General features: G+C 73.1%; 16 protein-coding genes. 9 read left to right on the plus strand and 7 right to left on the minus strand.

The features are described 5' to 3' along the window. The first annotated feature begins 30 nt into the window (after positions 1-30). A complete protein-coding gene (locus tag AB0K07_RS27590) occupies positions 31-1173 on the plus strand; it encodes a SigB/SigF/SigG family RNA polymerase sigma factor (RefSeq protein WP_363759392.1) in 1143 nt (380 codons plus the stop codon). 67 nt (positions 1174-1240) lie between these two features. On the opposite strand, the gene ctaD is transcribed toward AB0K07_RS27590, so the two are convergent. From ctaD to AB0K07_RS27615, 5 genes are all read right to left on the minus strand, one after another. Then, a complete protein-coding gene (gene ctaD, locus AB0K07_RS27595; protein ID WP_363759395.1) occupies positions 1241-3232 on the minus strand; it encodes a cytochrome c oxidase subunit I in 1992 nt (663 codons plus the stop codon). Between the two features lie 125 nt (positions 3233-3357). Beyond that, positions 3358-4086, minus strand: coding sequence for an ATP-binding protein (locus AB0K07_RS27600; protein ID WP_363759398.1), 729 nt, complete (start codon positions 4084-4086; stop codon positions 3358-3360). A gap of 109 nt (positions 4087-4195) precedes the next feature. Beyond that, complete coding sequence (locus AB0K07_RS27605; RefSeq protein ID WP_363759401.1) at positions 4196-4654, minus strand: DUF4383 domain-containing protein; 459 nt, start codon at positions 4652-4654, stop codon at positions 4196-4198. A gap of 78 nt (positions 4655-4732) precedes the next feature. Continuing rightward, positions 4733-5890 carry a glycosyltransferase gene (locus AB0K07_RS27610; protein WP_363759404.1) on the minus strand — a complete coding sequence of 386 codons (1158 nt, stop codon included), beginning with the start codon at positions 5888-5890 and terminating at the stop codon, positions 4733-4735. 49 nt (positions 5891-5939) lie between these two features. Continuing rightward, positions 5940-6923 carry a glucosyl-3-phosphoglycerate synthase gene (locus AB0K07_RS27615; protein WP_363759541.1) on the minus strand — a complete coding sequence of 328 codons (984 nt, stop codon included), beginning with the start codon at positions 6921-6923 and terminating at the stop codon, positions 5940-5942. A 230-nt stretch (positions 6924-7153) separates the two neighbouring features. On the opposite strand from AB0K07_RS27615, the gene AB0K07_RS27620 reads away from it, so the two are divergent. The 7 genes from AB0K07_RS27620 (at position 7154) to AB0K07_RS27650 (ending at position 16003) form a co-directional block, all read left to right on the plus strand. Then, the gene (locus AB0K07_RS27620) at positions 7154-8164 is read left to right on the plus strand and encodes a Gfo/Idh/MocA family oxidoreductase (protein ID WP_363759407.1); all 1011 of its coding nucleotides are present in this window, start codon (positions 7154-7156) and stop codon (positions 8162-8164) included. Then, on the plus strand, positions 8157-9245 hold the full coding sequence (locus AB0K07_RS27625) for a zinc-binding alcohol dehydrogenase (protein ID WP_363759409.1): 1089 nt from the start codon (positions 8157-8159) through the stop codon (positions 9243-9245). The genes AB0K07_RS27620 and AB0K07_RS27625 overlap by 8 nt, the downstream gene beginning before the upstream one ends. A 52-nt stretch (positions 9246-9297) precedes the next feature. Beyond that, positions 9298-11049 (plus strand): ABC transporter ATP-binding protein, encoded by a 1752-nt coding sequence (locus AB0K07_RS27630; RefSeq protein WP_363759412.1) that lies wholly within the window; start codon positions 9298-9300, stop codon positions 11047-11049. An 86-nt stretch (positions 11050-11135) separates the two neighbouring features. Next, on the plus strand, positions 11136-13427 hold the full coding sequence (gene secA2, locus AB0K07_RS27635) for an accessory Sec system translocase SecA2 (RefSeq protein WP_363759415.1): 2292 nt from the start codon (positions 11136-11138) through the stop codon (positions 13425-13427). 190 nt (positions 13428-13617) lie between these two features. After that, on the plus strand, positions 13618-14358 hold the full coding sequence (locus tag AB0K07_RS27640) for a GAF and ANTAR domain-containing protein (protein ID WP_363759418.1): 741 nt from the start codon (positions 13618-13620) through the stop codon (positions 14356-14358). 116 nt (positions 14359-14474) lie between these two features. Beyond that, the gene (locus AB0K07_RS27645; protein WP_363759421.1) at positions 14475-14978 is read left to right on the plus strand and encodes a DUF2231 domain-containing protein; all 504 of its coding nucleotides are present in this window, start codon (positions 14475-14477) and stop codon (positions 14976-14978) included. Positions 14979-15244: 266 nt separating this feature from the next. After that, complete coding sequence (locus tag AB0K07_RS27650; RefSeq protein WP_363759424.1) at positions 15245-16003, plus strand: class I SAM-dependent methyltransferase; 759 nt, start codon at positions 15245-15247, stop codon at positions 16001-16003. Positions 16004-16103: 100 nt separating this feature from the next. On the opposite strand, the gene AB0K07_RS27655 is transcribed toward AB0K07_RS27650, so the two are convergent. Both AB0K07_RS27655 and AB0K07_RS27660 read right to left on the minus strand, forming a co-directional pair. Next, positions 16104-17054 (minus strand): DUF3500 domain-containing protein, encoded by a 951-nt coding sequence (locus AB0K07_RS27655; protein WP_363759427.1) that lies wholly within the window; start codon positions 17052-17054, stop codon positions 16104-16106. 32 nt (positions 17055-17086) lie between these two features. Then, the gene (locus tag AB0K07_RS27660) at positions 17087-17479 is read right to left on the minus strand and encodes an ankyrin repeat domain-containing protein (RefSeq protein WP_363759430.1); all 393 of its coding nucleotides are present in this window, start codon (positions 17477-17479) and stop codon (positions 17087-17089) included. A gap of 61 nt (positions 17480-17540) precedes the next feature. Here AB0K07_RS27660 and AB0K07_RS27665 point away from each other — a divergent pair, with 61 nt between their 5' ends. Then, the gene (locus tag AB0K07_RS27665; RefSeq protein WP_363759433.1) at positions 17541-17918 is read left to right on the plus strand and encodes a signal peptidase I; all 378 of its coding nucleotides are present in this window, start codon (positions 17541-17543) and stop codon (positions 17916-17918) included. Positions 17919-18015 lie beyond the last annotated feature (97 nt).

The following is an 18015-nucleotide window of genomic DNA, read 5'->3' on the forward strand; positions in this document are numbered from 1 at the left end:
GGGCGGGGGACCTTCCTGAGGGAGGCGCGGATGTTCGGACAGACGAGCACGACCACGACCACACCACCACCCACCGATCGAGGTCTGGAGGATCTCGACGCGGCAGCGCTGGCGTACGCGGCCCGAATCGAGGGGCTGCCGCCGGAGCGGCGGCAGGAGGCACGGGACGACCTGGTCCGCTTCGCGCTGCCGTTCGCCGGCCGCCTGGCCCGCCGGTACCGGGGGCGCGGGGAGCCGCTGGAGGATCTGGAGCAGGTGGCCCGCCTCGGGCTGGTCAACGCCGTCGACCGGTATGACCCGGAACGGGGCTCCTTCACCGCGTACGCCGCGATCACCATCGTGGGCGAGATCAAGCGGCACTTCCGGGATCGCACCTGGGGTGTGCACGTGCCCCGCCGGCTGCGCGACCTGATCCTGGAGGTCGGCCAGGCCACCGCCGCGTTGACCAGTGAGCTGTCCCGAGCGCCCACCGTCGCGGAGCTGTCCCAACGGTTGGAGACACCGGAGGAGGAGATCCTCGCCGCGCTGGAATCGGCGGCCGGATACAGCCCCGCCTCACTGAACGCCCCGGTGGGCGGCGAGAGCTCGGCGGAGTTCGGCGACCTGGTCGGCGAATCGGACAACGCGCTGGAATCGGTCGACGACCGGGTGACCGTCAGCGGCCTGCTGCACCGCCTTCCCTGGCGGGAGCGGCGGATCCTGGCCATGCGCTTCTACGGCAACCAGACCCAGGCCGAGATCGCCGCCCGGTTCGGGATCTCGCAGATGCACGTGTCCCGGCTGCTGTCGCGGGCACTGACCTGGCTGCGGCAGGCGATGCTCGCCGACGCACCGCCGCCCTGGCAGAACGGCGCCGCCGAGCCGGACCCGGGCAAGACCCGGATTTCGGTCAAGCAGAACGGCGACCGGGTGGTCGTCGAGGTCGGCGGCGAGGTCGACCGGGACGGGGCGGACCAGCTGCGCCGGGCGATGCTGGAGGCGGTGACCGGCCAGCCGAGCGAGGTGGTCGTCGACCTGGTCGGCGCGGGCGGCTTCGACGCCGGTGGGATCGCCGCGCTGATGGCCGGGCGGGACGCGGCCGCCCGGACCGGGGTGCCGCTGCGGCTGACCCGGGTCCAGCCCGCGGTACGCCGTTCGCTGACCGCCGCCGGCCTGGCACCCGCGCGGGACTGAGCGCGACCGTACGCCACGAGGGCCGATACCCCACCGGGTGTCGGCCCTCGTCGGCGCGTACGCCCAATCAGCGTTCCTCGGGGTCGCCGTCGCTGTGCGGGTGCCGCCAGCGCTGGTGCGGTTTCGGCGCGCCCTCCCGGTCCTCGGGCGCGTCGCTCTCCTCGAAGCTCGGCCGGCGGACGCCCTCGGGCTCCGGCACGTCCACCGGTCGCGCACCGGACTGCGCCGCCGGCTGGTACTCGCTCGCCTCGCGGGCGCCGTGCGCGCCCTCGGCGGCGGGCGACTCCGGCACGTGGTGCTCCATCCGCAGCTCCTCGGCGAACTGCTGCGGCGGCTTCGTCGTCCGTTGTGGCAGGTCCCGGCCCAGGTCCGCGACGAGCGGGCCGTACTTGGCGTCGAACGCCGGCCGCTCGGAACGGATCCGCGGCATCCGGTCGAAGTTGCGCAGCGGCGGCGGGCAGGTGGTGGTCCACTCCAGCGAGTTGCCGAAGCCCCACGGGTCGTCCACCGTCACCATCGCCCCGTACCGCCAGGACTTCCAGGCGTTGTAGATGAAGAACAGCGTGGACAGGCCGAGGATGAAGGCGAAGATGCTGGAGATGGTGTTCAGCGTGGTGAAACCGTCGGTCGGCCGGTAGTCGGCGTACCGGCGGGGCATCCCCTCGTTGCCCAGCCAGTGGTGCACCAGGAAGGTGCCGTGGAAGCCGATGAACATCGTCCAGAAGTGCAGCTTGCCGAGCCGCTCGTCGAGCAGCCGCCCGGTCATCTTCGGCCACCAGAAGTAGTAGCCGGCGAACAGCGCGAAGACCACCGTGCCGAAGACGACGTAGTGGAAGTGCGCCACCACGAAGTAGGTGTCGTGGGTGTGGAAGTCCGCCGGCGGGCTGGCCAGCAGCACCCCGGTGAGCCCGCCGAGCAGGAAGGTGACCAGGAAGCCGATGGAGAACAGCATCGGCGTCTCGAAGGTGAGCTGTCCCTTCCACATGGTGCCGATCCAGTTGAAGAACTTCACACCGGTGGGCACCGCGATCAGGTAGCTCACGATGCTGAAGAACGGCAGCAGCACCTGGCCGGTGGCGAACATGTGGTGCGCCCAGACCGTCATGGACAGCACGGTGATCGCGATGGTGGCGAGCACCATTCCGGTGTAGCCGAAGAGCGGTTTGCGGGCGAAGACCGGGATGATCTCGGTGATGATGCCGAAGAACGGCAGCGCGATGATGTAGACCTCGGGGTGGCCGAAGAACCAGAACAGGTGCTGCCAGAGCATTGGGCCGCCGGTCTCGGGGTCGAACACGTGCGCGTTGAGCAGCCGGTCGGCCGACAGCGCCAGCAGCGCGGCGGCCAGCAGCGGGAAGACCATGATCACCAGCACGCTGGTGAACAGCATGTTCCAGGTGAAGATCGGCATCCGGAACATGGTCATCCCGGGCGCGCGCAGGGTCAGGATCGTGGTGATCAGGTTGACCGCGCCGAGGATGGTGCCCAGCCCGGAGACGACCAGGCCGACGACCCACATGTTCGCGCCCACGCCGGGGGAGTGCTCGACGCTGCTGAGCGGGGTGTACGCCGTCCAACCGAAGTCCGCCGAGCCCTGCGGGGTGAGGAACCCGCCGATCACCATCAGCCCGCCGAACAGGTACAGCCAGTAGGCCAGCGCGTTGAGCCGGGGGAACGACACGTCCGGCGCGCCGATCTGGATCGGCACGATGAAGTTGGCGAACCCGAACGCGGCGGGCGTGGCGAACAGCAGCAGCATCACCGCGCCGTGCGAGGTGAAGAGCTGGTTGTACTGCTCGGAGGAGAGGAACTGCAGCCCGGGGCGGGCCAGCTCCGCCCTGATCAGCATCGCCTCCAGCCCGGCCACCAGGAAAAATCCGAAGGAGGTCAGCAGGTACAGCAGGCCGATCTGCTTGTGGTCGGTGGTGGCGAGGAACTTGATCAGGGAGTTGCCATGGATCGACGGCCGCAGTGGCCCGGGGAAGCCCCCGAAGCGGGCCGGCGCGAGGATCGCGGGGCCTCGGTCGCGACCGGGTTCCGTGGTTACCCGCTTGGGCATGGCTACTCACCCCGTCGTGACGACAGAAAGGACGGGTGTGCCTACCCGACCCTCTGACCATGAAACCAGGGCAGAGCGGTAAATTCAGTCAGAACGCCGGAGGTCGGCGGAACCCTCTCCAACGCTCACGTTGCCGGAATCATCGCCCAGACGGCCTTGCCCTGACCGGCCGGCACGCTGCCCCACCGCTGGGCCAGCTCCCGGACCAGCAACAGCCCGCGCCCACCCTCGGCGCGCAGGTCCCCCTCGGCCGGCCGGGCCGCCGCCCGGCTGCCATCCACCACGGCCAGGTGCAGGTACGGCCGACGCAGGGTCACCGTCACCTCCATCGGCGTGCCGGCGTGCCGGACCACGTTGCCGACGAGTTCGCTGAGCACCACCGTGGCCGGGCCGACGGCATCGGGCACGTTCCACCGCGTGCACGCGTCGACGACCAGCTCCCGGGCCCGCCTGCAGGCCTCGGCCACCGGCTCCAGTCGGGCCTGTAGCCGGGGCGCGGCGGCGGCGCCGGCCACCCGGGTCGCCTCCGCGCAGTCCCGCAGGACCGGGACGACCCGGCACGTGGTCGACTCGGCCAGCCAACGGGCGGCGGCTGCCGGCGGCGCGCACAGCACCACCGGCACGGCCGGCCACTCCGCGGCCCGGCGGGCCGTCGCGGCGAAGACGGACAGCGCCAGCCGGTCCCGTACGGTGACCCCGGCGAGGTCGACGACCAGCGCGTCGGGTTGAGCGGCCAGCGCCCGGTCCAGCGCGTGGTGTACCGACCGCATGGTGCCCAGGTCCAGCGCACCGGCGAGCCGGACGACCGCCACCGGCGCCGTCTCGCACAGCTCGCAGGTGATCCGGCTGGACATGTGGCCCTCACTTCGCCTGGTGTGTCGGGGATCTGCGAACTACCCGGGGCACACCACGGTCAAACCGGACCTACGGCCGCGCGAGGCAGGTCACGGCTGGTCCGGCCGGTCAGGGACGTGCCCGGCCGGTCAGCACGCCCAGCGCGATCATGCCGACGCCGAGGCCGAGGTGCAGCCAGTCGTCGGCGTCGTTGACCGGCAGCACGTTCGCCCCGGTGTCGTGGTCCACGGCGAGCCCGTAGAGCCAGAGCACGAGGTAGACGGCGCCGCCGCCGATGAGGAAGGCCCGGGCGCCGTTGACCGTCCGGGCCAGGACCAGGCCGGCCACCCCGAACAGCAGGTGCACCAGGTTGTGCAGCACCGACACCTGGAACGTGCCGAACAGGAACGCGCCCGAACCGTGACCGGCGAAGCGCAGGTCGGAGGTGCCGCTGGTGATCCCCGGAACGAAGCCGAGTACGCCGACCAGCAGGAACAGCACCGCCACCGTCCCGGCCGCGCGGCGTACCGGTGGCCTGCCGTCGGCCGGATTGTGCCGGGCCCGGGAGTGCGCCATCGGTCCGACCATCACCGACTCCTCGCTGCGCGGCGGGCGTAAGCGCTGCCGGCTACCCGTTGCCGCCGACGGCAAACCCGCCGGCGGCGCTCAGACCGGTTGCAGCCGGGGCGCGCCGGCCAGTTGGCGGACCCGCTGATACAACTCGACGTAGCGCTGAGCCATCACCGCCGGGGTGAACCGCTGGGCGGCCACCCGACGGCACTCGTCGGAATCCAGCAGGTCGGCGGCGAGCACCAGCTCACCCAATTCCTCCTCGTCGGCGGTGAGCAGCCCGGTGCGACCGTGCTCGATCAGCTCCGGGAGACACCCCCGGGCCGTCGCCACCACCGGCGTGCCCAGGGCGAGCGACTCGACCACCGCGGTGCCGCCCGGCTCCTCCCAACGCAGCGGGAACAGCGACGCGCGGGCGCTGGCGAGCAGGTCGTCACGCTCCTGACCGGCGACGGTGCCGACCCAGCGGACCAGGTCGCCGTCGACGTGCGGCGCCACCTCGTCGAGGAAGAACCGCACGTCCGGGTTCTGCCGGGCCTCGTCGCCGGCCGCGGCCAGCTCGGCCGGGCGGTGGTACGGGCCGACCGGCCCGGCCAGCACCAGCGGGAACCCGACCTGGTGGGCGAGCCGGGCGCCCACGTCCTGCCCCTTGCCCGGGTTGATCCGGCCCAGAATGAGCAGGTGGTCGCCCTTCTCCGGGCGGGGCCGCCGGTCGGCGTCCACCGCGAGCGGGGTGGACAGGTGCACGTGCCCCACCGAGTGGTCCCGCAGCGCCTGCGGGGCCCGGGCCAGCTGCGACGCGGACACCCCGTTGACGCGGACCCGCGCGCCGCCGTCCAGGCTGCCGTAGAGCGCGGGATGCTTGGCCAGGTCCCAGTGCAGGGTGTGCAGGGCCGGCGGGCCGGCCGGTCCCATCGCGGCGAGGGTGGCCAGCCCGACCGCCTCCACGTGGTCGTGCACCAGGTCGATGTCGTCGCGGGCGTGCAGCTCGCGGACCACCCCGGCCAGGTGCGCCTGCGCGATCCCGCAGACCTGGTTGTACGGCCGCTGTAGCGCGGCGAACTGCCCGTCGGGAAACACCGACACCTTCTCGTCGACCGGCAGCGTGCTGGTCTCCACCGAGGCGAGCACCACCCGTACGCCGAGTCGCCGCAGCTCCGGCACCAGCGTGGCGATCACGTTCTCGATGCCGCCGTAGCCCGGTGGTGGCACGGACAGCCACGGGCCGGCGTTCATCAGCACGGTGAGGCTCATCGAACCCGGCCCTTTCGTTCGACGGTGCCCGGGGCGAGCGCCCGGGCGTTCACGCGGCTGTCACCCGTCGGCGGGGCACCCGGTGGCGCAGCTCGGCCAGCGGCGGGCGCTCTTCGATGGACACGTCGCTGACCACGATCTCGCGGTCGAGGTTCGGCAGCGTGTCGGAGCCGCCACGGCGGAACTGGGTCAGCAGCGTCGCCGGTGACACGCCGGGGCTCGCCCAGCCGCGCCGCTGCAACCGGGACCAGGCGGTCAGCATGATCTGTGCCGACATCCGGCCGAGTGCCGCCGTGTCCTGGTGCCGGTGCTTGCGTTCACCGAGGTCGACCTGCGCCAACGCGTCCAGACCGACCAGGTCGAGCAGGTCGATCAGCATCGCCGTCTCCACTCCGTACCCGGAGACGAACGGCACCTGGGCCAGCACGTCGCGCCGGCCGGCGTACTCGCCGGCGAGCGGCTGCACGAAGCCGGCCAGCTCGGGCCAGAAGAGGTTGAGCAGCGGTCGCGCCATCAACTCGGTCACCCGGCCGCCGCCGTCCTGCTCGACGCTGGCGGTGCCCACCAGGGGCCGGTGGTAGAAGCCCTTCACGAAATCCACGGACGGGTCGGTCAGCAGCGGGCCGAGCAGCCCGGTCACGAAGTGCGGCCGGAACTCCCGTAGGTCGGCGTCGATGAACGCCACCACGTCCCCCTCCGCGGCGGCCAGGCCGGCCCAGAGCGCGTCGCCCTTGCCGGCGAGCCGGGGCAGCCCCCGGGTCATCTCGTCCTGGCTGACCACCTCCGCGCCGGCGGTCCGGGCCACCTGCGCGGTGCGGTCGGTCGACCGCGAATCCACCACGATCAGCTCGTCGACGAGGGCGACCCGATCCATCAGGTGTTCGCGGATGGTCGCCACGATCGCACCGACCGTGGCTTCTTCGTTGCGCGCCGGCAGCACCACGCTGACCCGGCTCGCTCCCTTGGCACGCAGCAGCCGGCGTGCCGGCCAGTCCGCCGCCGACGTTGTCCGGTACGTGGCCCACGCCTCCACCACCGGTGACACGCTCGATGTCGTATCCCGCACGGGGCACCCCTCCGAATCGTGGGCGGAAAAGACCGAGTGTTGTTGTTCCCACTCCCCGCCACGCGCTAACCGTTTCCAGGGCAACAGCTTGATCACGGAGGTGACGACAATGCGTTCCCGGGGGATGAACGTTTGATTGCGCACAGCTCGGGGGAGTCCTCCCAGCACTCATGAAACGTCCTCGAAGGGGTTGTCGGATGCGTATATGCCGGGTGGGTCTGGTCGGTGCCGGGGGAGTGGCACAGCGCCATGCCCGGGTGCTGGCCGGGTTCGATGACGTTGACCTGATCGGGGTGACCGACGTGGTGCCCGACACGGCCGCCGCGCTGGCCGCGCAGCACGGGGCGCAGGCGTACGCCGACGTCGCGGAGCTGCTGGCCGCCGGCCCGGACGCGGTGTACGTGTGCGTGCCTCCATTCGCGCACGGCCCGGCCGAGCAGGCCGTGATCGACGCCGGGCTGCCGATGTTCGTGGAGAAACCCGTCGCCGTCGACCTGGCCACCGCCGAACGGATCGCCGACGAGGTGACCCGCCGTGGTCTGCGGACCGCCGTCGGGCATCACTGGCGGTACCTGAGCGTCCTCGACGAGGCCCGCGGGCTGCTCGCCGGCCGTTCGGTGCGGATGGTCAGCGGCTCCTGGCTGGACAAGGTGCCGCCGGTGGCCTGGTGGTCGCGGCGGGACCGCTCCGGCGGCCCGGTGGTCGAGCAGGCCGCCCACGTGCTGGACCTGATCCGGGCGCTGGTCGGTGAGGTGACCGAGGTCACCGCCTACGGCAACGGCACGCCGCCGCCGGTGGACGGCGCGGACATCGATTCGGTGACCACCGCCGTGCTGCGCTTCGCCGACGGCGCGGTCGGCACCCTCAGCGCGGCCTGCGTGCTCGGCTGGAAGCACCGCGCCGGGCTGGAGATCCTCGCCGACGGGCTGGCGCTGTCGCTCACCGAGGAGGGCCTCACCATCTGCGACGCCGACGGCGAGCGGCACGTTCCGGCCGACCCGGAGGCTGCCCGGGTGGCCGTGGACCGCGCCTTCGTCGACGCGGTACGCGGCGTCGGCGACGACGTGCGCGTCCCGTACGCCGAGGCGCTGGGCACCCAGCGGCTGGCCCTCGCGGTGGCCGACTCGGCGCGTACCGGCCAGACCGTGCGGCTCGCCACGGCGAGCGGCACGGCGCTGCACAGCACGGGGGTGACCGTCGATGCGTGACAAGGTCGTGGTGGTCACCGGGCCCGGCCAGGTCGAGCTGGTGGAGCAGGACGCCGAGCCGCTGCGCCCCGGCACCTTCCGGGTCGAGACGCTGTTCAGCGGCGTCTCCGCCGGCACCGAACTGAGCTACGTCAAGGGCACGAATCCCTACCTGAACGTCACCTGGAACGCCGACCTCGGGCTGTTCCAGCCGGGCTCGGCGAGCACCCCGTACCCGGTGACCCGGCTGGGATACATGCAGGTCGGCCGGGTGGTGGAGAGCGCGACCCCGGCGGTCGCGGTGGGCACGGTCGGTGCGATGACCTACGGACACCGCACCGGCTGGCTGGCCGACCCGGTCGCCGAGCGGTTCGTGCCGTTGCCCGACGACCTGGACCCGCTGCTCGGCGTCTACGTCGCGCACATGGGCCCGATCTGCGCCAACGGTCTGCTGCACGCCGCCGCCGACCTGCACGGCACGGACGTCCGCTCGCTCGGCGACGGCGTGCGCGGGCGGCGGGTCGCGGTGGTCGGTGCCGGCGTGGTGGCGCTGCTGACCGCGCTGTTCGCCCGACGCCACGGCGCCGCGTCCGTGGTGGTCCTCGACCCCACCCCGCAGCGCCGGCAGGTCGCCGAGGCACTCGGCCTGGAGACGCTCGACCCGGAGGCGGACGACCCGGCCGCGGTGCTCAAGACGCGGTGGGCGCACACCGCCGGTGACCGGGGCGCCGACGTGGTGTTCCAGTGCCGGGGGCAGGCGTGGGCGTTGCAGCTCGCCCTGCGGCTGCTGCGACCGCAGGGCACGGTCATCGACCTCGCCTTCTACCAGGGCGGCGCGGACGCGGTCCGGCTCGGCGAGGAGTTCCACCACAACGGCCTGTCGCTGCGCTGCGCGCAGATCGGCCGGGTGCCGCGTGGGCTCGCCCCGACCTGGGACCGGGAGCGGCTCTCCGCCGAGACCGTGGACCTGCTGCGGGCGTACGGGGACGTCATCCGCAAGCACATGGTCTCGGCGGTGGTGCCGTTCGACGAGGCGCCGACCCTGCTCGCCGACCTGGCCGAGCGCCGCCGCCAGGAGCTTCAGGTGGTGCTGGCCGGCTGACCCGGTGCCGGAGCGCGTTCGCCGGGCGACGCGGGGGGCTACCGTTCGCGGCATGAGCACCCCCGAGGGCCGGTCGCTCGGCCTCGCCGCCCTGCTGCCCTACCTGCGTGAACACCGCGCCACCCTCGCCGTGGTGGGCGTCCTGTCGCTGGCCGGCGCGGCGGCGTCGCTCGCACAGCCGCTGCTCACCCGGTCGGTGCTCGACCGGGTGGGCGCCGGCAGCGCGGTGTCCGACCTGGTGGCGGTGCTGGTGGCGCTGGTGGTGCTCGGCGCGGCGATCGGCGGCCTGCGCAACTACCTCCTGCAACGCACCGCCGAGGGGCTCGTGCTGGGCACCCGGCGGAGGCTGGCCGGGCACCTGCTGCGACTGCCGATCGCCGAGTACGACCGCCGTCGCACGGGTGACCTGCTCTCCCGGGTGGGCTCGGACACCACCCTGCTGCGGGCGGTGGTCACCTCCGGGCTCTTCGAGACGGTCACCGGTGCGGTGATGGTGCTCGGCGCCGGCACCGCGATGGTGCTGCTCGACCCGCCGCTGTTCGGCGTCACCCTGCTCGGGGTGGGCCTGGGGCTGGGCTTCGCGGCGACCTTCGCCCGGCGGGTGCGGGCGTTGGCCCGGGCCGCGCAGGAGCGGATCGGCGAGATGACCTCGGCGGTGGAGCGGGCGATCTCGGCGGCCCGGACGATCCGGGCCAGCCGGGCCGAGAGCCGGGAGGCGGAGATCGTCACCGGCAGCGCCCGGGAGGCGTACGGGGCGGGGCTGCGGGTGGCGCGGGTGCAGGCGGTGGTCGGGCCGATCGGCTCGGTCACCGTGCAGGGCGCCTTCCTGCTGGTGCTCGGCATCGGCGGAGCCCGGGTGGCCGCCGGCGCGATCACCGTCGGGGACCTGGTCGCCTTCGTCATGTACCTGTTCTTCCTGGCCCTGCCGCTGGCCCAGGTGATGAACGCGTACACCCAGTTGCAGACGGGCCTGGGCGCGCTGCAACGGATCGAGGAGATCCTGGCCGTGCCGGCGGAGGGCGCGGAGGACCGGCCGGTGGCGTCCGCCGCCACGGCGGCCCCGCACCGTCCGGCCCCGATGATCGAGTTCGACCGGGTGGGGTTCGGCTACCCGGGCGGCCCGGCGGTGCTGCACGAGGTCAGCTTCGCCGTGCCGCCGGGCACCCGCACCGCCCTGGTCGGCCCCTCCGGCGCCGGAAAGTCGACCCTGCTGGCCCTCGTCGAGCGCTTCTACGAGGTGAGCGCCGGCGCCGTCCGGCTCGCCGGCACCGACGTGCGGGAGCTGCCCCGCGACGTGCTGCGGGCCCAGCTCGGCTACGTCGAGCAGGAGGCACCCGTGCTGGCCGGCACGCTGCGCGAGAACCTGTTGATCACCACCCCGGACGCCACCGACGACCGCCTGCATGAGGTTCTTGACAAGGTCAATCTGGCTCATCTGGCCCACCGCACCCCGCAGGGCCTGGACGTCCAGGTGGGGGAGGGCGGCGTGCTGCTCTCCGGGGGTGAGCGGCAGCGGCTGGCCATCGCCCGGGCGCTGCTGGCCGGCCCGCCGGTGCTGCTGCTCGACGAACCGACCAGCAACCTGGACGCGCGCAACGAGGTCGCGCTGCGCCGCGCCATCGACGCGGTCGCCGTCCGCCGGACACTGTTGATCGTGGCGCACCGGCTGGCCACGGTGGTCGACGCCGACCAGATCGTCGTCCTCGACGAGGGTCGGGTGGTGGCCGTCGGCACGCACGCCGAGCTGACCGCCACCGACCCGCTCTACCGGGAGCTGGCCACCCACCAGCTGCTGGTCGGCTGACCCGGCGGCGTCGCCGTCGACATGCCGGCGGGTGGGCGGGCGACCGGTCCGCAAAAACCCGGCCGGGTCGCGTACCGTTGCCGCTCATGGGTGTGTCGCAACGGTTCAAGAGCAAGTTCCGGCGGTTCCTCCAGCGCCCCGGCTCGACCGTGGATCTTGCTCCGCTGGAGAAGCTGCTCCCGGCGATCGAGGCGCGCGAGGATGACCTCGCCGCGCTGGACGACGCCGAGTTGACCGAGGCCGCCGGCGCGGCGACCGGCTACGAGGAGATCTGCGCGGTCGGCCGGGAGGCCGCCCGCCGTGGCCTCGACCAGCGGCCGTACGACGTGCAGCTGCTCGGCGCGATGGCGCTGCTCTCCGGCAAGGTCGCGGAGATGGCCACCGGTGAGGGCAAGACCCTGACCGCCACGATCGCCGCGTACGGGCACGTCCGGCTCGGAAACGGGCCGGTGCACGTGCTCACCATCAACGACTACCTGGCCCGCCGCGACGCCCAGTGGATGGAGCCGGTCTACACCCTGCTCGGCCTGACCGTCGGCTGGGTCAACGAGGCCTCCACCCCGCAGGAGCGACGCGACGCGTACGCCTGCGACGTCACGTACGTCTCGGTCAGCGAGGCGGGCTTCGACTACCTGCGCGACCAGCTCGTCACCGACGTGGCCGACCGGGTGCAGCCGCCGCTGACCACCGCGATCGTGGACGAGGCCGACTCGATCATGATCGACGAGGCTCGGGTGCCGATGGTCCTCGCCGGCGCGGTGCCGGGCGAGCAGGACCCGGTGCACGCTGCCGCCGCGCTGGTCCGTGGCCTGCGCAAGGGCAAGCACTACACGGTCGCCGAGGACGGGCGCAGCGTGGCCTTCACCGCCGCCGGCCTGGCCGCCGTCGAGGCCAAGCTCGGCATCGACCTGTACGACGAGGAGCACGTCGCGCAGCTCTCCGCGGTCAACGTGGCCTTGCACGCGCACGCCCTGCTGCACCGCGACGTGGACTACATCGTCCGGGACGGCTCGGTCGAGCTGATCGACGAGATGCGCGGCCGGGTGGCCCAGCGCCGCCGCTGGCCCGACGGGCTCCAGGCGGCGGTCGAGGCCAAGGAGGGCCTGGACGCCACCGCCGAGGGCGAGGTGCTGGGCACCATCGCCATGCAGGCGTACATCGCGCTCTACCCCAAGGTCTGCGGGATGACCGCCACCGCGGTGCTGGTCGGCGACCAGCTGCGGGAGTTCTTCGGCCTCGAGGTGGCGGTGATCCCGCCGAACACCCCGTGCGTGCGCGAGGACGAGCCGGACCGGATCTACGCCACCCGGGCGGAGAGGGACGAGGCGCTGATCGACGAGATCCGGCGCTGTCACGAGGCGGGGCGGCCGGTGCTGGTCGGCACGCTGGACGTCAAGGAGTCCGAGGGGCTGGCCGCCGGGCTGAACGCGGCCGGCGTGCCCTGCGTGGTGCTGAACGCCAAGAACGACGACGAGGAAGCGGCGATCATCGCCGAGGCCGGCGCGTACGGCGCGGTGACCGTCTCCACCCAGATGGCCGGCCGGGGCGTGGACATCCGTCTCGGCGGCAGCGACCAGGCCGACCGGGAGCGGGTGGCCGAGCTGGGTGGCCTCTACGTGATCGGCAGCGGCCGGCACGACAGCCGCCGGGTGGACGACCAGCTGCGCGGCCGGGCCGGCCGGCAGGGCGACCCGGGCGGCTCGGTCTTCCTCGTGAGCCTGGAGGACGACCTGGTCGTCCGGCACGCCGCCGACGCGGTCCCGGCGTCACCCCGGATGAACGCGGACGGCCTGGTCACCGACGACCAGGTGGACTACGCGGTGGAGCACGCCCAGCGGGTCGCCGAGGGCGTCAACCACGAGATCCACCGCAACACCTGGCGCTACAGCGTGGTGATCGAGCAGCAGCGCAAGGCGCTCGCCGAGCGCCGGGAGCGGCTGCTCACCAGCGACGTCGCCGCGCTGATGCTGCTGGACAAGATGCCCGAGAAGGCCGGCGAGATGGACGAGGACCTGCTCGCCCGGGCGGCCCGGTCCATCGCGCTCTACCACGTGGACCGGCTCTGGGCCGAGCACCTGGCCGAGCTGTCCGAGGTCCGCGAGGGCGTGCACCTGCGCGCGCTGGGCCGGCTCGACCCGCTGGACGAGTTCCACCGGGCGGCGGTGCCGGCGTTCAACAACCTGATCCCGGAGATCGAGGCGCGCACCCTCGCCACCTTCACCGAGACCGAATTCGACGAGGACTGGCAGCCGGAGGACGGCACCCTGGTCCGCCCGACCGCCACGTGGACCTACCTGGTGCACGACAACCCGTTCGGCTCCGAGCTCGACCGGCTGATCGCCTCGATCGGTCGGCGGCTCAGCGGCGCCGGCCGCTGACGCGCCGGCTCTGCGGCGTCCGAGGCCCCTGTCGCGCGTTCACGCGCCGCAGGGGCCTCCGATTTGGGCCGTTTCGACCCGGGTTGCCGAGGGTAGTAGGGCGGGTCGGTCAAGTCGGGGGAGAGCAGGCGATGACACAGGTGATGGTGCCGGCTGGGCGGGACCACGAGCGTACGGGGGCAAGGTAGCGGTGAACCTGGACACGCGGGAACCGGTGCTGGAGAGCCTCGGTGTGCTGGAGACTGCCGCGCTGCTGCGGGAGTTGACCGCCGGCCTCATCACGCTGACCGATTTCGATGAGGCGCTGCTGGCGCTGGTGCGGGTCACCCGGGACGCGGTGGCCGGCGTGCGCTGGTGCGGCTTCACCGCCCTGCGGGCCGGCGAGCCCGCCGGGGTAGCCGCCTCCGACGAGCGGCTGGCCGGCCTGGACGACCTGCGACACGGGCCCGACTCGCCGGCGATGAGCGCGATCCGACGCCGGGAGATGATCCTCGCCGTGGACCTGGCCGGTGAGCCACGCTGGCCGGCCTGGACGGCGCGCGCCCGTGACCTCGGAGTGCGCGGGGTGATCTCCGCGCCGGTGGACATCGACGACCAGGTGATCGGTGCGATCAACCTGTACGCCGGCGCGCCGGACGTGCTCACCCCGCAGCACCAGTTGACCGCGATGCTGCTCGCCGAGCACGCCAGCCTGCTGCTGGCCGCCGTCCGCGACCGGGGCCGTCAGCTCGCGCTCGCCGGCGAGCGGGACGCCACATTGCTGCACGAAGGGGTGGTCGGGCAGGCCATCGGCGTGATCATGACGCAGCGCGGGTGCACGCCGGCCGAGGCGCTGGAGGTGCTGCGGACCGCCGCGTCCTCGTTGGCCATCCCGCTTCGCGAGGTGGCTGAGCGTCTGGTCCGGACGGTCTCCCGGCAACGCGACGCCTGATCCGGTCGGGTGCCCGTTCTCCCGGTCGACGGCGAGTCGGGCACGGTTGTTTCGCCGCGGTGGGGCTCGGGTAGCACCCTGGTAGTGGTGAGCTGCGCCGACCCGGGGGAGGCCCGATGCAGAGCCGGCTGCGGGTGCAGGGGCACCCCATCCAACCGATGCTGGTGACGTTCCCGCTCGGGCTCTTCGTCAGTGCCACCGTCTTCGATCTCACCGACGTCATCGGTGGGCCGGCCTTCCTGGGCGAGGTCGGCTACTGGACCGGCGTCGCCGCCCTGTTCGCCGCCGCGATGACCACGATCGCCGGCATGGTCGACCTGTGGGACGTACCGGGTGACCGCACCCGCCGCACCGCCGTCGCCTTCAACCTGGTGAACGCGACGATGGCCGCCATGTTCCTGCTCACCTGCCTGGTACGCGCCCACTCCCCGCAGCGCGGCGCGTCGGCCGCGATCCTGGTCACCGAGCTGGTCGCGCTGGCCGTCGGCGGCGTCGGCGTACACCTGGGCGCCCGGTTGATGCGCCAGTTCGACGCGCGCGGCCGCACCGAGGCGGGCACGTTCGACGCGCTCGGCGGCGTGGCCGCCCCCACCGTCGAGGTCGTCCGCCCCCGCCCGTGACGCAACCCGCGCGTACCGAGCGGCAGGTCATTCCGCCGGTGGCGGCCGCTTGATCCGCTCCCTCCGCCGGCCAGGGACGAGCCGGCTCCTGCCGACGGTCGTTGTTGTTGGCGCTATACCTCAGAGGCATGAATATGACTGTCAGGTATAGCGCGCAACCGCACCCGAGCCGGCCCCGCCGCGGTGACCGACTCGGTGTCGGCGAGCGGACGGTGCGGCGGCAAAATGCGTTGCCAGCGGTGGGGCAGCCGGCGAGGCTGGCCGGCGTGGACACCGAGCGCGACGTCGAGGATCTGATCGCCGAGGCGGCCGCCGCGCCGGTGGACGGCTGGGGCTTCGACTGGCTGGCCGGGCGGGCCGCCGAGGAACGCCCAACCTGGGGGTACGCCCGCCTGGTCGCCGACCGGATGGCGCACGCCGACGCCGCGCTGGACGTGGACACCGGTGGCGGGGAGGTGCTCGCCGAGACGCCTCGGCCCCCACGGCTGCTGACGGCCACCGAGGCGTGGCCACCCAACGTCGAGGTCGCCCGGCGCACCCTGCGCCGGGTCGGCGCGACGGTGGTGGCGGTGACCCCGGCGGCGCCGCTGCCGTTCCGCGACGCCTCCTTCGACCTGGTGGTCAGCCGGCACCCCGTGCACACCGACTGGACGGAGACGGCCCGCTTGCTGCGTCCAGGCGGGACGTTCCTGTCCCAGCAGATCGGGGCGGGCACCATGCGGGAGCTGAGCGAGGCGATGCTCGGCCCGTTGCCGCCGCCGAACCAGCGGCACCCCGAGCAGGCGGTCGCCGCCGCCCGGGCCGCCGGGCTGCGCGTCGTCGACCTGCGCCAGGCCAGGCTGCGGGCGGTCTTCCACGACATCGGAGCGGTGGTCTGGTTCCTGCGCAAGGTGATCTGGACGGTGCCTGGCTTCACCGTGGACCGCTACCGCCCGCAGTTGCGAGCCCTGCACCACCGCATCACCACCGAGGGCCCCTTCGTGGCTTACGCCCAGCGCTTCCTCATCGAAGCCACCCACCCCTGACCACCTCGTTGATCATGAGGTTGGCGGGCCGATCCGGCGGCCGGCCGCCCGCCAACCTCATGATCGACGGAACGAGCCGGAACGAGCCGATCGGGGCCCGTTAGTGGGGGTGGGACTGGTGGTGGGTGGCCAGGACGTCGGCGCCGAAGTCGCTGGCGGGGCGGCGGAGCACGGTGTGCGCGTGGTTGCCGTTGTCGCTGGTGTTGTCGTACTCGATCAGGAGGTCGTCGCCCTGCACCCGGTAGTAGTGTCGCTGCCCGGGGCGGGTCGGGCCGGCCCAGGCGAAGTGCAGCTGGCCGCCGTCGAGCCGGCGTGCCTCCCGGATCGCCAGCTCCGGTGAGAGCCGGTCCAGGTACAGCGCCACCACCTGGTCGAGCAGCGCCCGCCCGGTGGGCCCGAGGCGGTTCGCCGGCACTCCGAGCGGGTCCAGCTGACCGTCGATTCGGCCACGGGTGGCGCTGATGATGTCCGCCGGAGCCTCGTCGGCGATGATCGCGGCTGCCCGCTCGGCCGGGCCGAGCGCGTCGAGCAGCGCGCGGGCCAGGTCCTCCTCGGGGCCCAGCGGTCGGGAGACGGGCCGGCCGGCGTACCGCACCGCGGCCGGGTTGGCGCCGAAGAAGATCGGGGCGGGGGAGACCTGGTCGTCCACCACGGTCATGCTCACCGACAGGTGGTGCCCCTCCAGCCGCCACCCCCAGCGGTCGTCGTGCTCCGGATCGCCGAACACCGCCACCCAGTAGTCGCCGCTGTGCCGCCCCCGCTGCCAGCCCTCGGCCCGGTCCAGCACCTCCTCCAGGGCGACGATCGCCATCGCCTGCGCGTACGCCGAGGGGCTGAGCGCGGTGGCCAGCAGCCGGTGCGCGGCCTTGCGCCCGGCGACGTCCAGCTCGGCGAGGCAGGCGCCGGGGCGGGGCCGGGGCCGGTACTCCAGCCAGCGTCGGGCCGCCTCGTCGGCGAACGGGTGCAGGGCGCGGTCGCGGGCCGCCGGGTCGAGCGCGGCCAGCAGCGCGGTGCCGGCGGCGCGCATCTGCTCGGGCAGGGGATCTTCCACCGACCCTGTATACCGGCCCGGCGGGGGCGGTGTCAGCCGGCCCGCAGCAGCTCGGTCATCTCGGGGAGGTCGAAGAACTGCGCCGTCTCCGCCGCGGACGGGTCGCCGTGTGCCGGGTCGGCGCCGGCCGCGAGCAGCGCGCGGACCGTCTCGGTGCTGCTGCGGAAGACCGCGGCGGCCAGCGCCGTCTGGCCCCGGTCGTTGGTGCGGGAGTGGTCCGCGCCGCGGGCCAGCAGGGCGGCCACCGTGTCCGGGTGGGCGTGGTACGCGGCCAGGATCAGCAGCGTGTCGCCCTTGTCGTTGGTCAGGTTCACCGGCAGACCGGCGTCGACCTGCGCGGCCAGTTCCTCGGTGGAGCCCGCACGGGCCAGGTCGAACATCCGGTGCGCGAACGCCAGCGTCTCCGCGTCTAGATCCTCGGTCACCGATCCAGGATAGGGCGTGCGCCCTGATAGGTTGCTCGGCCGGCGTGCTGGGGGAGGTCCGATGGATGAGACGGTGTACGTGGGAAACGCCGGTGTGGACGGCGCCGGGAACGCGGGTTGGCTGCTCGGGCACTTCGCGCCGCCGGAGGAGATCCGGCACAGCGCCGACGTCGAGGTGAAGTGGGGTGTGCACCCACCCGGGGAGGCCCGCTCGCGGTGGGCGACCGGCGAGCGGCGGACCACGCTGCTCGTGCTGGTCGAGGGACGGTTCCGGGTGGAGCTTCCGGATCGGACGGTGCGGTTGGCCGCGCCGGGCGACTACGTGGTGTGGGCCCGGGGGGTGGACCACTCCTGGTACGCCGAGTGCGCCTCGGTGGTGCTGACCGTGCGGTGGCCGTCGCTGCCGGGCTACCGGGTGGCCCCGCCGGTCCTGCGCTGACCTGATCAGGCTCACCCTCGGCGTCCCGACAGATGGAATTACCTACTAAACCTATAGGGTTTGCCGGCTAGAGTACGGGGGCACCCGCCGAACGACC

The organism is Micromonospora sp. NPDC049301 (assembly GCF_040678715.1).
Taxonomy (GTDB): Bacteria; Actinomycetota; Actinomycetes; order Mycobacteriales; family Micromonosporaceae; genus Micromonospora.

Excerpts from the sequence above, each read along its gene's own strand:
- AB0K07_RS27590 (WP_363759392.1), top strand. The coding sequence starts at position 31 with ATGTTCGGACAGACGAGCACGACCACGACCACACCACCACCCACCGAT.
- ctaD (WP_363759395.1), bottom strand. The coding sequence starts at position 3,232 with ATGCCCAAGCGGGTAACCACGGAACCCGGTCGCGACCGAGGCCCCGCG.
- AB0K07_RS27600 (WP_363759398.1), bottom strand. The coding sequence starts at position 4,086 with ATGTCCAGCCGGATCACCTGCGAGCTGTGCGAGACGGCGCCGGTGGCG.
- AB0K07_RS27605 (WP_363759401.1), bottom strand. The coding sequence starts at position 4,654 with ATGGTCGGACCGATGGCGCACTCCCGGGCCCGGCACAATCCGGCCGAC.
- AB0K07_RS27610 (WP_363759404.1), bottom strand. The coding sequence starts at position 5,890 with ATGAGCCTCACCGTGCTGATGAACGCCGGCCCGTGGCTGTCCGTGCCA.
- AB0K07_RS27620 (WP_363759407.1), top strand. The coding sequence starts at position 7,154 with ATGCGTATATGCCGGGTGGGTCTGGTCGGTGCCGGGGGAGTGGCACAG.
- AB0K07_RS27625 (WP_363759409.1), top strand. The coding sequence starts at position 8,157 with ATGCGTGACAAGGTCGTGGTGGTCACCGGGCCCGGCCAGGTCGAGCTG.
- AB0K07_RS27630 (WP_363759412.1), top strand. The coding sequence starts at position 9,298 with ATGAGCACCCCCGAGGGCCGGTCGCTCGGCCTCGCCGCCCTGCTGCCC.
- secA2 (WP_363759415.1), top strand. The coding sequence starts at position 11,136 with ATGGGTGTGTCGCAACGGTTCAAGAGCAAGTTCCGGCGGTTCCTCCAG.
- AB0K07_RS27645 (WP_363759421.1), top strand. The coding sequence starts at position 14,475 with ATGCAGAGCCGGCTGCGGGTGCAGGGGCACCCCATCCAACCGATGCTG.
- AB0K07_RS27665 (WP_363759433.1), top strand. The coding sequence starts at position 17,541 with ATGGATGAGACGGTGTACGTGGGAAACGCCGGTGTGGACGGCGCCGGG.